The following is a 14,469-nucleotide window of genomic DNA, read 5'->3' as shown; positions in this document are numbered from 1 at the left end:
GTGCTGACGAACCGATGATACCGTGGCTGCTCAATCGCTCAATCAGATGTGGATCAACTTCGCCGATGTCATCACCGCGACTGCCCTCAAATCCGGGTCAATTCCCCACAACCCGCATGCGCCGCAATCGACGCCATGACTGGTCGCGCAGGCTTACGGCCGAGAATCATCTAACGGTCGACGATCTCATCTGGCCGGTATTTGTGATCGAAGGGGACAATGAGCGAGAATCGATCGCATCGATGCCGGGCGTCGAACGGTTGAGCGTCGAATTGCTCGTGGAAGCCGTCGGCGAAGCGGCCGAATTGGGCATCCCGGCAATCGCGATTTTCCCGAAGACCGATCCCTCGCTGAAGACCGACGATGCTGCTGAGGCATACAACAGCGAAAATCTCGTCTGCCGCGCGGTTCGGGCGATCAAAGGGGCGAAGATCGACATCGGCGTGATCTGTGACGTCGCCCTCGATCCGTACTCGAGCCACGGGCAGGACGGACTCGTCAAAGAGGGGTATGTCGTCAATGACGAAACGCTTGAAGCCCTCGGGCAACAGGCGCTGGTGCAAGCGGAAGCCGGGTGCGATGTGATTGCGCCGTCCGACATGATGGATGGGCGCATCGGACACATTCGCGAGGTACTCGACCGCCACGGATTCGAGCACGTGCAGATACTGTCCTACGCGGCGAAATACGCATCCGCGTTCTACGGACCGTTTCGCGATGCGGTCGGCAGTGCGGGGAGTCTCGGGTCGGGCGACAAGAAGACCTATCAGATGAATCCGGCGAACGGGGACGAAGCGTTGCGTGAAGTGGCCCTCGATATTGCCGAGGGGGCCGACATGGTGATGGTCAAACCGGGGATGCCCTACCTCGACATCGTATACCGCGTGAAGGAAACCTTCGGTCTGCCCACGTACGCTTATCAGGTCAGCGGCGAGTACGCGATGCTGGCCGGAGCGGCGGAGCGAGGCTGGCTGGATCGCGAAATGGCGATGTTGGAAAGTCTGTTGGCTTTCAAACGGGCTGGTGCTGACGGCATCCTGACCTACTTCGCCGTCGAGACGGCCCGGCTGCTTCGCTGAACCCAATACGAAACCCTGTTTGATTCTTATGGGGCCGCGCTCTGGCCTCGATTTTCCGCTGCTGACCCCGACCGCTCGATGACCAGTTCTCGTCTCATTCTCTTTCCACCGCCTGGTGCCGACGAACGACTGGTTGCGCCCCAGCGTGAGGCGATCCCCGATTTGATCGTGCCGGAGTGGCTGCAGCCCGAAGAGAACGAATTGCTCGCCGACTACGCCGATCGCCTGGTCGAGATCCGACTCGGTGGAGCAACAGGCGTCATCGACAAGGACGAGCCGATTTACGTTGGTGGAATTTCATTCGGCGGGCCGGTCGCAATCGAGGTCACGCGGCAACTTCAGCGGCGAAATGTGACGCCGCGCGGATTGCTGCTTGTCGGCTCTGTTCGGCATTACGATGCGATTCCCGAAAAGTTCCGGCTCCGTCAGGACATGCGGAAGTCGCTGCCCGCAAGAATCGTCCGCGATGTGTTGGTCGGCCCGGTCACGACGATGTTTACCGCCATCGATCGGCTCGCGCCGGAGCATATCGGACTGGTCCGGTCGATGGCTCGCGAGGCCGACCTCGAACTGCTCGGCTGGGCCGCGGAGGGGATCGCAAAATGGTCGTTCACCAATGGTGACGCGGGCGAGTTGACGACACCTCTGCATCAAATTCACGGCGAGCGGGATCGCGTCTTGCCCGTGAGAGCAGGCGACGCCGATGTCGTCATTGCCGGAGGCGGTCATCTCATCAACCTCAGCAATGCCGACGAAGTGAATCGATTTCTGCTCGACCGACTCGAAGAGGATCAGCCGCTATAAGAAAAGGCCGGGCCACCTCGGTCCGGCCTTAAATCGATTGTCGTCTTCTGCCGCGGGTCACCGGATTCCGAGTTGGGCTTCCATCAACGGTGTCGTTGCGGCGAATTGATCTTCTCCAGGCGGATGCATTCCGCCGACGGGCGACGTCGCCAACTCCGGGCCGGTCTTGCGAGCTGACGCTGCGGGCTGATTAATGCCGTTGAGCAGATGCAAGATGGACTGCGAAATTCCGGTCCAGGTGAATCGAGCTCGGGCCGTTTGTGAGCCGTACTTGGCGAGCTGATCGTGGACACGCGGGAACTGCAGAATGTTCGCAATCGCGTGGCCGTAGGCCGGCGGATCAAAGGGATTCGCGTATAGAGCGTCGACCCCCCAAGTCAGGAGCGGCCAGAGGCCGCCTTCGGTCGTCACGACGGTCGGCGTTCCGCAGGCCATTGCTTCGACGGCGGTCATACCGAACGGCTCGTAGCGGCTGCACAGCGTGAAGACATCGGCGATGCGGTAGTAATCAGCCAAGAGTTCGTCCGGCACGTAGCCGCGGAAGATTACTCTGTCGGAGATACCGAGATCGGCGGCTTTCTCCTTCAGTTCCTGCATCAGCCCTTCTTCCATTTCGTTGAGCTCGTTCGAGCCGACCGCGAGCAGCAGTCGCGCTTCGGGGACGCGCTCGAACACGGCGGGCATCGCGTCGACCAACAAGTCGTAGCCTTTGTTCCGCGCCAGTCTGCCCAGAGCGAGAACGATCGGGCCTTCCGCGTCGAGCTCCTTCTTAAGTGCCGACTTGGTCGCATTCGACACTGGATAGAAGCGTGTGTCGTCATACCCGGGCGGAATGACGCGGACTTTTTCTTCGGGGACGTCATAATCTCCGCCGAGCAATACATATCGCTGCTGGCCGGTGGTTGCGATCACGACGTCGCACTCGTCGAAGATCACTTTCTCTTCACGGATGCGGCGGTCGAAATTGTATTTCTTCTCGAGCTCTTCCGGCTCGCCATCCATATTCTCCCGCTTCCACGCCCCAATCGAGTGCGGCGTGAACAGGTGCGGAATATCGAGTCGATTCGCCAGCCCCTGCCCGGCCAGACCGGCGTCCCAGTAGTGGCTATTAATGAAAGCGTAGTTGAGCTTCTTGTTCTGAATGTATTCCGTCGCGTTCTCCACCCATTCGGGGATGTCATCGCAGAGAACTTCTTTCTCAATAAACTTTTTGCCGCCGCACGGAATGCGAATGACACGGACCCGGTCGTCGATTTTTTCGATCTGCTTCTGCTTATCGAATCGGCGGGTAAGGATATCGACCTTATAGCCCAGGCGAGCGAGGTGGCGGCTCAATTCCAGCACATAAACGACTTGCCCCCCGGTGTCCGGCTTTCCGAATTCCGGTTCGGCGGCAACATAGCCGTGGGTCGAGATCATCATGATCCGTTTGGTGGGTCGTGCGGCAGCCACGCATCTCTCCTGTAGAACTCGAACTTCGGAGCACCGCCGCCCCGACTCCCTGAACTTATGGGATCATGTCAAAAACTCAACGCCGGTTGGCCGGGGAATCACCCACGCGCGACAAATTATCACCACTTCGGCGGTGCACATATCGATCCGATACCATGCGAGAGCGACGCAGACATTAATTGAGTTCGATGGAATCGGGCTCAACGTGCAGCGAATGGCAGGTCTTGATGTAGCTGGCCGCACTCCATGCCTGGAAGGCCTTACCCATTGGTCGGCCGGTCTTGCCGTGGTGCCATTCGTTAAACTCCCACTCGCGGTGAATGCCCTGATGACACAATTGCGCGAGTTTCAGCATTTCGCGACGGGCCAGGTCACGGATGCCGAGCTTGTGGATGTAGCGGACCCATAAACCACCCACGAACGGCCAGACGCCGCCGTTGTGATAGTGATACGGCAGGTTCAGCAGGTTGACCGTGAAATAATCACGCCATTCGCGATCGCCCGACTGCACGACCGGGTAGAGGTTCGCGACCGGCCCCGGTTCATTGACCCCGCTGCCCCACATAAAGCGGAACGTCATCATAGCTCGTTGCCGGTCAACGAGGTTGACCAGAAAGGCGAGCAGATTCGCATACACGTCGCACCGCCAACTGAATTGAAACGGTGAGACCTCGGCGACGAGGTAGCGGGCATCTCCCAAACCGAACTGCATTTCCGCGAAACTCGGCAGGCCGTCCTCTTGAGACTTCGCACCGGTCGACGGCCAGAAATTGCGCAAGATTGCCCGCCGTGCCCGGCTCGCCATGTTGTCGAATCGTTCTGCGGCCTGAGGGTGACCTAGCTCCCGCTGCAAGGCGGCGAAACATTCGAGTGCGCGGAACCACAGCACTTCGTCGTACAAGACGTGATAGGACCGAGCGAACAGGTCGGTCCAATCTCCCGCCTCGGGAATTTCCAACAGGCCGTCGTTGTTCGAGTCGTGAGCGTTAAGCCACTCCATCGCTTTGGAGAGCTCCTCCTCGAAATCCTTCGCCAGTGTGAAGTCTTTACGAGTCGAGCAAAACGCCCATACGGCAATGATCACCCACAATCCGCTGTCGATTGAGGCGATGTTACCGACGCCGCCGAACTCGGCTTCGTCATGATCGATCGTCACATTGCCGGGGATCTGTCCGGAATCGCTCTGCTTCGCCAGCAGAGTCCGCAGCGTCGCATCTTGACAGGCGACGATGTCTTCGTCGTCCAAATCGAGAGTCCAACAGATGGTCTTCGCCCCGTCGCGTGCCCAGACGGCCCGGTAGTTTTCATCAGTGCCGTAAACCTCGTTGTCGTTCAGCGAGCACGCCGTAAATCCCTTCTCGGTGATGTTTCGACGCAGAGCGTCGATAGCTCGCTCGTAGCCGGCCTGCACGAAGCTCAACTCGTCGGCGGTCAGTACGCGGTCTTCCTGATCTTCAAACAGCGGTGGCGTCAATGCCATAGAAGCGATTCCGGACGGCTAGAAGATGGCGGGGAACATCAACCACCGCGGGCAGCGGCGGCCTGTGGAAGGTTAGTCAATTTGATCGGGAACATCACGCCAATCGTAAGTCGCCGGGCTGAAATTTTGACGGTTCGACCGATGGCAAACGCGCTCACTCCCAAACGCATCATCACGCCGTTATGCTTCGATCTCACCATGAGTATCGAACGTCGATTTCTTCAGCACCTGTCGTGATTCGCACCTTGAGGTCGCCATGCGGGATCGGAACCAGCGGATCGGCTTCGCGCTGTTTGCCGCATATCTGTTGCTTTACGGAGGTTTCGTCTTTTTGGCGGCCTTCGCGCCCCGCGTGATGGAGCAAACGCCGCTGTGGGGCCTGAACGTCGCGATCATTTACGGGTTCGCCCTGATCGTGGCGGCGCTGATCGCCGCACTCATCTACGGATTTGCCTGCCGACCGGAAGACGCGTCCGACGCGGCCCGCGATGCCGCCAATAATGATCGATCGGGGGCGTCCGAATGATTTACGAACCGTCTACATTAGCGGTCGTCGTCTTTTGTGCCTTCACCGCATTTACGTTAGTTCTGAGCTTCTGGCTCGGCCGGAAGGCGAAATCATCGGAGGGGTATTTCGCCGCCCACGGACAAATTCCCTGGGCCATCAACGGGGTCGCCTTCGCGGGCGACTATCTCTCTGCGGCGTCGTTCCTCGGCATCTGCGGAATGATCGCCTTCTACGGCTACGACGGCTTCCTGTATTCGATCGGCTTCCTCGCCGGCTGGGTCGTGGCCTTGTTCGTCGTAGCCGAGCCGATGAAGCGGATGGGCAAGTTTACCTTTGCCGATGCGCTTGACGCGAAGTTCAATTCCCGCGGCATCAAGCTCGCTGCCGGGATCAGCACACTCGCCGTCAGCGTGTTCTATCTAATTCCCCAAATGGTCGGGGCCGGCGTGCTGGTGCAGCCGCTGCTCGGCTTCCCGCACTGGGTCGGCGTTGTGATGGTCGGCGCGACGGTGATCCTGATCGTGGTCACAGCCGGAATGGTCTCGACGACCTGGGTGCAATTCCTGAAGGGGACGCTGCTGGTCATCTTCAGCTTTGTGCTGGTCTGCATGATCCTCGCCCAGGGCTTTGAAGTCTCTGAAGATCAGCCCCAAACGATGACGGTTTCAATCCTCAATAATGAGGTTGTTGACTCAGTCGATTCGGCGCGGTCACTCCACGAGATCACACCAATCGTCGATGAAGACGGCGGAGAGACGGCGTTCTTCGAGATCAGGGAGTCCGAAGGTGACCCCGCGCGAATTTGGAAGCGAATTGGTGAGGTCGATGCGACGACCGTCCGCTTGATCGAGTGTCAAACAATTATCGTTTCGGCGGCGGGAGGCAGATTGATTAACGGTCGACCCGACGGCGAGATTAAATCGATGGGGCGACTTGCCAGCTTGGACGGCGTGCCCGATACCGACTTGGAGACGGGAGCCGGAAAGAAATCAGACCCGGTCGGGCCCGTTGAGTACTTCAGCACTTTCGGCGAAGCGGAGATTTGGGTGCCTCGATCGTCGAAGGTGACGACCGATGATGGCCGCACGCTAACGGCCTACTATCCGGAACTGAAGCAGGGTTCGGACCTGCTGCGTCCCGGTGAGCACCCCAAGTTCGCCGGAATCCGGAGTGAGGATCCCTTCAAGAAGCTCAACTTCCTATCGCTGATGCTCGCGCTGTTCTGCGGGACGGCTTCGCTGCCACACATATTGATTCGCTACTACACCGTGAAAGACTCGGTCGCAGCGAGGAAGAGCACGATTCTGGGCATCGCGACGATCGGATTCTTTTACGTCCTCACTCTCTACATGGGACTGGGGGCGATGACGAGTGGGGCGATGGACCCGACCAACAGCAACATGGCCGCGCCGCTTTTGGCCAAGAGCATCAGTGACCTGCTGTTCGCGATCATCTCGGCGATCGCCTTCACGACCGTCTTAGGAACGGTCAGCGGTTTGATTCTCGCTTCCGCCGGAGCGGTGACTCACGATCTGATTACAGCAGTCGGCGGTTACGAGCTCTCCGGGCATCAGCAGATGAGGGTCGGGAAAATCGCCTCGGTTGTCGTCGGCTCGATCGCGATCGTCCTTGGCATTCTCTTCGAGAAATTGAACGTCGGCTATCTGGTCGGATGGGCTTTCAGCGTCGCGGCGTCGGCGAATCTGCCCTCACTGGTGATGCTGCTGTTTTGGAAGAAAACGACCAAGCAGGGAATCATCGCGGCCGTCCTCGTCGGCATGATCAGCTCGCTCAGTTGGATTCTGCTCAGCTCCGACAGCTACAAAGACATCTACGGCCTCAACGCCGAAGACGCGATCGTCCCGTTCACGCAACCGGGCATCGTGACGATCCCGCTGGGTTTCCTGACGTTGATCGTCGTCTCGCTGCTGACGCAGGAGAAGAAAGACGCTTAACAAGCCGCACACGAAGTAAGCTGATCGATCGGGCTGGTGGCGATCGTCGCTCATCCGCTTACTGCGTGCGCGGCTTGTCGGCCGCTTGGATGCGGGACGATTCGCAACCGTTTGTAATCCCCCGCGCAGGCCGCCTATACTCCCGGACTTATCAGCATTCTTTGACCTGTAGCCGTTCGGGGTACGTGATGAATTCAGGATCGCAGCCGCTGTTGGAACGTCGCAACTTTCTGGCCGCTGCCGCCGCTGCCGGGACGGTTGCCTTGGCAGGCAACTCGTTTGCCGATCACCATTCCAAAGACGCGCACCGACCCTTCAAAATTTCGCTGGCCGAGTGGTCGCTCGTCTCGCTGCTCAAAGGGGGCGAACTCGACAACCTCGACTTCCCTAAAGTCGCCAAGGAAGAGTTCGGCATCGATGCCGTCGAATGGGTCAATCAGTTCTTCATCGACAAGGGTAAGGACACCGCCTACCTCAACCAGATGAAGACCCGCTGCGATGATCTCGGTGTCAAAAGCGTGCTGATTATGATCGATCAGGAAGGCTCGATCGGCGAGCCCGATCCATCCGATCGGCGCAAGGTCGTCGAGAAGCACTTCAAGTGGGTCGAAGCAGCCAAACTGCTCGGCTGCCACTCGATCCGCGTCAACGCCTACAGCAAGGGCACGTTCCTGGAACAGATGCAGTACGTCTCTGACGGCTTGCGACAACTGTGCGAATTTGCTGATGAGCACGACATCAACGTGATCGTCGAGAATCACGGCGGGAACTCGTCCAACGCCGCTTGGCTATGCGCCGTGATGGAATTGACCGACCATCCGCGCGTCGGCACCCTGCCCGACTTCGGCAACTTTAAGTTGGGCAACGGTAAGCAATATGACCGCTATAAGGGCGTGATGCAGATGATGCCCTATGCGAAGGGCGTCAGCGCGAAGTCGACGCGGTTTAACGACCAAGGCGAAGACATTGATACCGACTACCGCCGGATGCTCGGGATCGTGACCGGCTGGGGCTACGACGGTTACGTCGGCATCGAGTTCGGCGGCGGCAATCACCCAAAGAAAGAAGGCATCCGCCTGACGCTCGAACTTCTTAAAAAAGTGCGGAGCGAGTACTCCGCTTAATTGCTCATTCAAGCCCGCAGCGCAAGCAAGGGGTTTGCTGAACAGATAGCATTCACTCAGAGGACATCACATGAACTTCTCTCGTCGAAACTTCTTAGGAACTGCGACAGCTGGCGCCGTCGGCTTGGGTCTCGGGGTGAGTAGTGCCGCTGCCGATCATCACGAGTCTGGCAACGATTCGCTTTATAAGATTTCGCTGGCCCAATGGTCATTTCACAAAGCCCACTTCGGCGGTGAGATGACAAACCTCGAGTTCCCGCAGGCGGCGAAAGATCTCGGCATCGGCGCGGTTGAATTCGTTAATCGATTCATGTTCGACAAGGCTGAGAATGAAAAGTACCTCGCCGAATTAAAGTCACGCCTGCAGGATGCGGACGTTAAGGCGCTCCTAATCATGATTGACCGCGAAGGCGATCTGGGCGACCCGGACGACGAGCAGCGCGATACCGCTATCAACCGCCACAAAAAATGGGTCGTCGCGGCGAAAGAGCTGGGCTGTCATTCCATCCGCGTCAATGCCGCCAGTCGCGGCAGCTTCATCGAACAGGTTGAACTCGCCGCTGACGGCCTTGGGCGGTTGACGGAGTTCGCCGATCAACACGGTATTAACGTGATTGTTGAAAATCACGGAGGACTCTCATCGAACGGCGCTTGGCTCTCGACGGTGATGGAGGTCGTGAATCACCCACGGTGTGGCACCCTGCCCGACTTCGGGAATTTCAAGATCAGCTCCGACGATGAATATGATAAGTACAAAGGCGTCGCCCAGTTAATGCCGTACGCGAAAGCGGTGAGCGCGAAGTCTTACGACTTCAATGCCGCTGGCGATGAAACCACGATTGATTATCTACGGATGATGGGCCTTGTCACCGGCTGGGGTTACAACGGCTACGTCGGCATTGAGTACGAGGGAAATCGCCTCGGCGAAAAAGCGGGCATCACAGCCACCAAAAAACTGCTCGAACGCGTTCGAGCAGAACTACACGGGCACGCTTAATTAAGGGCTCGTGTGATAACCAAACAAGCCGAGGTTCCTGAGAACCACGAATCGAGCGTAGAACTACGCTGGCTTAATTGTTGCGATGAATACCACTTCGCAGACGACTGTGTCGGTTTCGGACCGTCGAGACCTCGGGTCATCCCAAGACGTCTAGCAGCCAAAGTGCCAGGCCGTAATAAAGCAGCACGCCCGCGATGTCGACCAGCGCGGTGATTAAGGGGGTCGACATCAATGCCGGGTCGAGACCGACCCTGCGGGTCGCGAAGGGGAGCACGAGCCCGCTGATGGTACCGAAGATCACGACGAGAAACACGGTCATCGCAACCATCAATGCCTGAAGGACAGGACGCTCGAACCAAGTCGCCGCGACGACAAACCCAAGCAACGCGAGCGATCCGCCAAGGATCAATCCGACGATTAATTCGCGTCCGAGTAGACCCAACAGGCGATTCTGCCGACGGTCTTGGCTCAGGGCGAGGGAGCGGATCACCAAAGTCGCCGACTGCGACCCGGCATTGCCTCCGCTCGCCAATACCAGCGGAAGAAACAGGACCGCCCAAACGTGCTTGGCCGACGTTTCTTCAAACCGGTCGAGCACCTCGGCCGTGAAGAGCGCCACAACGGCCAGGAAAAGCAACCATTTTCCCCGCTTCCACGCCAGCGTCGCCGCGCCGGTGTCGATGTAGTCATCTTGCAACGGTTCAACGGCACCCATTCGCTGAACGTCTTCATCTGCCTCTTCCCGCACGATATCCATCGCGTCGTCGTGCGTCACAATTCCGACCAGTCGATTTTGATTGTCGACCACCGGCATCGCCAGAAAGTTATACCGGGCCACTTCGCGGGCGACGTGCTCTTGGTCTTCGTCGACGCGGACCGAAATGACATCGCGGTTCATGATGTCGCGCACGACCTTATCCGGCTTGGCCAGAATCAAATCGCGCAGCGTCACGATGCCTTCGAGTCGGCCCCCGTCGTCGAGTACGAAGATGTAGTAGATCGTCTCTTTCTTTGGCGCCTGCGATCGCAGTTGTAATAGGGCATCCCGGACGAACGTTTCTTCTCGAAGCGAAGCGTATCCGGTCGACATGATCGAACCGGCGCTCTCCTCGGGGTAAGAAAGCAGCCGCCGGATGTCGGCCCGCTCCGCTTTCGTCACCAGCGGGAGAAGTTGCTCCACCTGCTCGTCATCCATTCGACCCAGCAAGTCGGCTCGGTCGTCTGACGACATGGCCTCAATGATTTTCGAGAGCCGGTCGCGATCAATTTCGTCGACGAGCTCAACCTGATGCGGCAGCCCGAGGTGCTCGAAGATCTCGACCCGTGTTTCCATCGGGGCGAACGCGAGTACCTGCCAGACTCGAGCCGGATCCATCTCGCGCAGCACTTCCGCCGCGGCGGCAGGGTGCAGGATGTCACAGAATTCCCTCAGCCCGGCTTCATCGCCCTCGTCGATCATTTGCCGAATGTCGGGCAGCAGAAGTTCGTGATACATGGCGGTGAGAGCGGCGAGGAGCACAAGGGGCGGGCAGTGTCCGCCGGAGAGAGGAGCGCAACTCCGAAGCGGGCAATTCAATACCGGCAATAATGACTCACGCCCCCGGCCGATAACAGCCGGAGGCGTGAGAGAACATCAAATTGTCTGCAGAAGTCGAGGCGACTTATCGCTTCGAGAACTGGAAGCTGCGGCGGGCTTTCTTGTGCCCGTACTTCTTCCGCTCGACCATTCGCTCATCACGGGTCAGAAACCCGCCATGCTGCAATATGTGGTGCAGCGTCGGATCCATCGCCTGCAGGGCACGGGCGATTCCGAGGATCATGGCTCCGGCTTGTCCGGTCGGACCACCGCCCTCAACGCGAACCCAAATGTCGACCTTGCCCTCCATTTCAGTCGCACGGAGTGGTCCCATCACTGCGAGCTGATCACGTTCGATGCAGCAATGCTCGTCGAGGGCTTTGCCGTTGACGGTGAATTTTCCGTCCCCTTTCGAGATTCGCACCCGGGCGACCGAGGTTTTACGGCGACCCGTTCCGAGGGCAACGCCGAAACGATCGACCTTTCCGCGGATGGCTGACTCAGCCGGCAGAACGAGTTGCTCCGGCGGTCCGCCTTCGCCGATCGTCAACCCTTCAACGACATCAGTCCCATCCAGTGCCTCTTCCGGCGTCACGAGCGTCGGTTCGGCCGGCGCCGCGTCGCCTTCATCAATCGCCGCAGCGACCGGATCGGATTCTTCCGTCGCCGGTTCATCGGCTGCTGCCTGTTCCAGCGCTGGCTCTTCCGGCGCAGTCTCTGCGGTCGGAGATTCCGCCGACGTTACTTCTTCGTCTGCCGGAGTTTCGGTCGGTTTTTCTTCGGGCTGATCGTTTGCCATGGTTTCCGTCGGATTGCAGCAGGTGGATGATTATCGTGCCTGGCACGTTTTGCGTTCGTTCAGCAAATGATCGACTCAGATATGATCCGGAAAGGCTTCCGGCTGCTGAGCTTGATGATCGTGTTCGCCGCCGACATGAAGCTTCAATCGCTTCATCATCTGTCGGCCAAGTTTGTTCTTGGGCAGCATCCGCCGGACGGCTTCGTGCAAAATCATTTCCGGTCGTCGTTGCCAGGTCTCCAAGGCCGTTTTGACCTTTCGGCCTCCGGGATAGCCCGAATACGTATCGTAGGACTTCATGTCCCACTTTTTGCTGTAATAAGGCAGTTCGGGGTGATCCATTTGCTTGCCCCCGAATTTCACCCGCTCGACATTCGTGACGATCACGAAGTCACCGGTCAAGCAGTGCGGAGTGTACTCCGGCTTATGCTTGCCCATCAAAACGGTAGCGATCCGGGTCGCCAATCGACCGACGATCTGGCCATCGGCATCGATAACGAACCAATTCGGTTCGACAGTCGACTCATTCGCCATGTGCGATTTTTGCAAACTGGGCATCACGACTCTCTGAAACATCTCGGGCCGGCGGTCGGCAGAAGCGGGCGTCTCGCTGAAAACAATGCCCATGGCCGGACCGCGAAGGAATCGAGGAGTCTAGCCCGACGCCCGAATCGATTCAACGCTATCACGCCGAATCAGTGACGTTTCGCCGCCGAATCTCGCGAACGCATCAAATGAAGTTGATGAGATTGAGCTGCATCGATATCGAAGAGATCTGAAGCGTCGCCTGCAGCGAGGTTTGCAACTCGGTGACCTTGGTGATGACCTCGGTCAAATCGGCATCAAACGTTTCGGAGAGCGACTGGTTGAGCGTCAGCTCCGTATCGAGTAGACGCTCTTCGATTTGGTCGAGGGTTTGCAGACGGGCGGCGACTTCGTTCCGGACGGCGGCGAATCGGCTGAGCTCGCCGTCGATCCGGCCGCCTAACCGGGTCAGCTCCGCATCATCGCCATTCCGCAGGGCTTCGGCGGTCTGGACCAGCAGATTGAACACCCCAGCCGTTTCTTGCCGGTTGATGTCTTCGCCGGAGAGAACTCCCGTTGTCGTGCCACTGGTCTCTTCGCCTGCGACCCCCAAAGCCGTTGAAAGGGCGTTCTCAGCGACGATCAGATCACCGGTGCTGAGGCCATCGTCGTCGACGAACGAGATGCCGTTGCCGACGGAGTTGAGTGAGGCGGTCAGAACCCCCGGATCGACGGCGTTGACCAAATCGAGCACGTCCTGAATGGTTGCCGCGGTACTCAAGTCAATCGAAACGTCGGTTCCATCACGTCGCGTGATGTCGAGCGTATTGCCGTCGCCGGTGGGTACGCCCAGGCCATTGTTGAGGTCCGCAAGCAACGTCGAACCGGTTAGCGTTCGGATTCCGAGTGACGCCGCGTCGTCCCCACCATTTTCGCCGATCGAAAAGGGCTCTCCACTTACGCGACTGCGGATGGAGATGCCGTTCCCCTGCTCGTTAATACCGGCTTCCACATGAATGTCAGCCGCCCGTGCTTGAAGTTCGATTTCATTCAAAATGTCTTCGACATCGGTGGCGCCGGAAAGGTCGACGGTGACCGATCGCGTGCCGCTGGTGATGACGAGTCCGTCCGTGAATGTCGCGGCCGCACCGCCGTTCAGATCGGCCAGCGGTGTTCTAAGACTTAATGCCGGATTAAGGTCGCCCCCGGTGATTGCGGCAGTCGCCGCGGAATTAACGCCAAGTTGGCGGGCCGTAATTCCGCCATTAATGTCGGCAACGGCGACGGTCGTGGCGGTGCCGGTTGCTGTCAACGATAATCCGTCACCGTTGCCATTCACGGCGACATCGACCGTAAGCGCTCCGGTGAACGCGTTTTCGACTAAAGCTTCGATGTCACCGATCGTCTTCGCCGTCGAAAGATCCACCGTCGCCGTCTCGCTCGTCCCTCCTCCGTCATCGAGCGTAATTTCGATGGATTGCAGGCTGCTGACGCCGATTCCGTTGAACAAATTGCCGAGCTTCGAAGACGTGGTCAAAGCCGGGTCGACATCGGCTGAAACGGCGGGTGTCAGTGCGGCGAAGGCTGTCGCTCCGTCGATATTATTGCCGAGGAGGAAACCGGTATCGATCTGTGAATCAATCTGAGCCGAATCGCCGTGATATAGAATCCGACCGCCACCGAGATCGGTAAACGGTTGGTCCTGAGTTTCGCTGCCGCCAAAAAGATAACGTCCGCGGTGCGTTGAATTAGCAGTGTTGAGGACCCCGGACAGAATTGATTCAATTTCCGCTGCGAGGGCTGCCTTCTCATCCGGGCCGGCCAGATCACCGACCCCCGCGAGAATGATCGACTTTGTACGGTTTAAGGAATCCGCGACGGAATTAAGAGACGTTTCTGTCACCGTCAGCAGTGATTGATCGGTCAGCACGTTCGTTTGCAATTGCGAATTGCGTTCGATCTCGCGCTGGAAAAAGATCGTCCGAATGGAGTCCTTCGGTGCCTCGCTCGGCAGGAAATAGCGTTGACCCGTAGCCGCCTGATCTTGCAACTGAAGCATCGCCCGTTGCTGTTGCGCGATTAGCGACGTCAGCCGCGAAGCACGCAGCGTATCGGGAAGTCGGCCGGGAAGGATCGGACTAACTGGCATCGGAAAACTTCATCTACT

Annotated in this window: 12 protein-coding genes; 6 read left to right on the top strand and 6 right to left on the bottom strand. The window is 58.5% G+C overall.

What is annotated here, in order from left to right; all coding sequences use genetic code 11:
- Positions 1-65 precede the first annotated feature (65 nt).
- Both hemB and Pan189_RS14495 read left to right on the top strand, forming a co-directional pair.
- Positions 66-1,079, top strand: coding sequence for a porphobilinogen synthase (gene hemB, locus Pan189_RS14500; protein WP_145364687.1), 1,014 nt, complete (start codon positions 66-68; stop codon positions 1,077-1,079).
- 78 nt (positions 1,080-1,157) lie between these two features.
- Positions 1,158-1,883 carry an alpha/beta fold hydrolase gene (locus Pan189_RS14495; RefSeq protein WP_145364686.1) on the top strand — a complete coding sequence of 242 codons (726 nt, stop codon included), beginning with the start codon at positions 1,158-1,160 and terminating at the stop codon, positions 1,881-1,883.
- Positions 1,884-1,940: 57 nt separating this feature from the next.
- Here Pan189_RS14495 and Pan189_RS14490 read toward each other — a convergent pair whose 3' ends face one another.
- Positions 1,941-3,335, bottom strand: a complete 1,395-nt coding sequence (locus tag Pan189_RS14490; RefSeq protein ID WP_310820517.1) for a glycosyltransferase — start codon at positions 3,333-3,335, stop codon at positions 1,941-1,943.
- Between the two features lie 175 nt (positions 3,336-3,510).
- A complete protein-coding gene (locus Pan189_RS14485) occupies positions 3,511-4,815 on the bottom strand; it encodes an amylo-alpha-1,6-glucosidase (RefSeq protein ID WP_145364685.1) in 1,305 nt (434 codons plus the stop codon).
- Positions 4,816-5,071: 256 nt separating this feature from the next.
- Between Pan189_RS14485 and Pan189_RS14480 the strand changes: the two genes are divergently transcribed.
- The 4 genes from Pan189_RS14480 (at position 5,072) to Pan189_RS14465 (ending at position 9,399) form a co-directional block, all read left to right on the top strand.
- Positions 5,072-5,341: a DUF485 domain-containing protein gene (locus Pan189_RS14480; protein WP_145364684.1), complete on the top strand. Its 270-nt coding sequence runs from the start codon at positions 5,072-5,074 to the stop codon at positions 5,339-5,341.
- The gene (locus tag Pan189_RS14475) at positions 5,338-7,278 is read left to right on the top strand and encodes a sodium/solute symporter (protein ID WP_145364683.1); all 1,941 of its coding nucleotides are present in this window, start codon (positions 5,338-5,340) and stop codon (positions 7,276-7,278) included. Before Pan189_RS14480 ends, Pan189_RS14475 begins: the two co-directional genes overlap by 4 nt.
- 188 nt (positions 7,279-7,466) lie before the next feature.
- Positions 7,467-8,402, top strand: a complete 936-nt coding sequence (locus tag Pan189_RS14470; protein WP_310820515.1) for a sugar phosphate isomerase/epimerase family protein — start codon at positions 7,467-7,469, stop codon at positions 8,400-8,402.
- A 70-nt stretch (positions 8,403-8,472) separates the two neighbouring features.
- Positions 8,473-9,399: a sugar phosphate isomerase/epimerase family protein gene (locus Pan189_RS14465; protein ID WP_145364682.1), complete on the top strand. Its 927-nt coding sequence runs from the start codon at positions 8,473-8,475 to the stop codon at positions 9,397-9,399.
- Between the two features lie 139 nt (positions 9,400-9,538).
- On the opposite strand, the gene mgtE is transcribed toward Pan189_RS14465, so the two are convergent.
- The 4 genes from mgtE to flgL all read right to left on the bottom strand — a co-directional run bounded on the left by mgtE (position 9,539) and on the right by flgL (position 14,451).
- On the bottom strand, positions 9,539-10,897 hold the full coding sequence (gene mgtE / locus Pan189_RS14460) for a magnesium transporter (protein WP_145364681.1): 1,359 nt from the start codon (positions 10,895-10,897) through the stop codon (positions 9,539-9,541).
- 166 nt (positions 10,898-11,063) lie between these two features.
- Complete coding sequence (gene rpsI, locus Pan189_RS21715) at positions 11,064-11,777, bottom strand: 30S ribosomal protein S9 (protein ID WP_145364680.1); 714 nt, start codon at positions 11,775-11,777, stop codon at positions 11,064-11,066.
- Positions 11,778-11,852: 75 nt separating this feature from the next.
- The gene (rplM, locus tag Pan189_RS14450) at positions 11,853-12,335 is read right to left on the bottom strand and encodes a 50S ribosomal protein L13 (protein ID WP_310820513.1); all 483 of its coding nucleotides are present in this window, start codon (positions 12,333-12,335) and stop codon (positions 11,853-11,855) included.
- Between the two features lie 172 nt (positions 12,336-12,507).
- A complete protein-coding gene (gene flgL, locus Pan189_RS14445; RefSeq protein ID WP_145364679.1) occupies positions 12,508-14,451 on the bottom strand; it encodes a flagellar hook-associated protein FlgL in 1,944 nt (647 codons plus the stop codon).
- Between the last annotated feature and the right edge of the window lie 18 nt (positions 14,452-14,469).

It is taken from the genome of Stratiformator vulcanicus (assembly GCF_007744515.1).
Classification (GTDB): domain Bacteria; phylum Planctomycetota; class Planctomycetia; order Planctomycetales; family Planctomycetaceae; genus Stratiformator; species Stratiformator vulcanicus.
The sequence above is the reverse complement of the archived record's forward strand: the minus strand, read 5'-3'. Positions and strand labels throughout refer to the sequence as shown.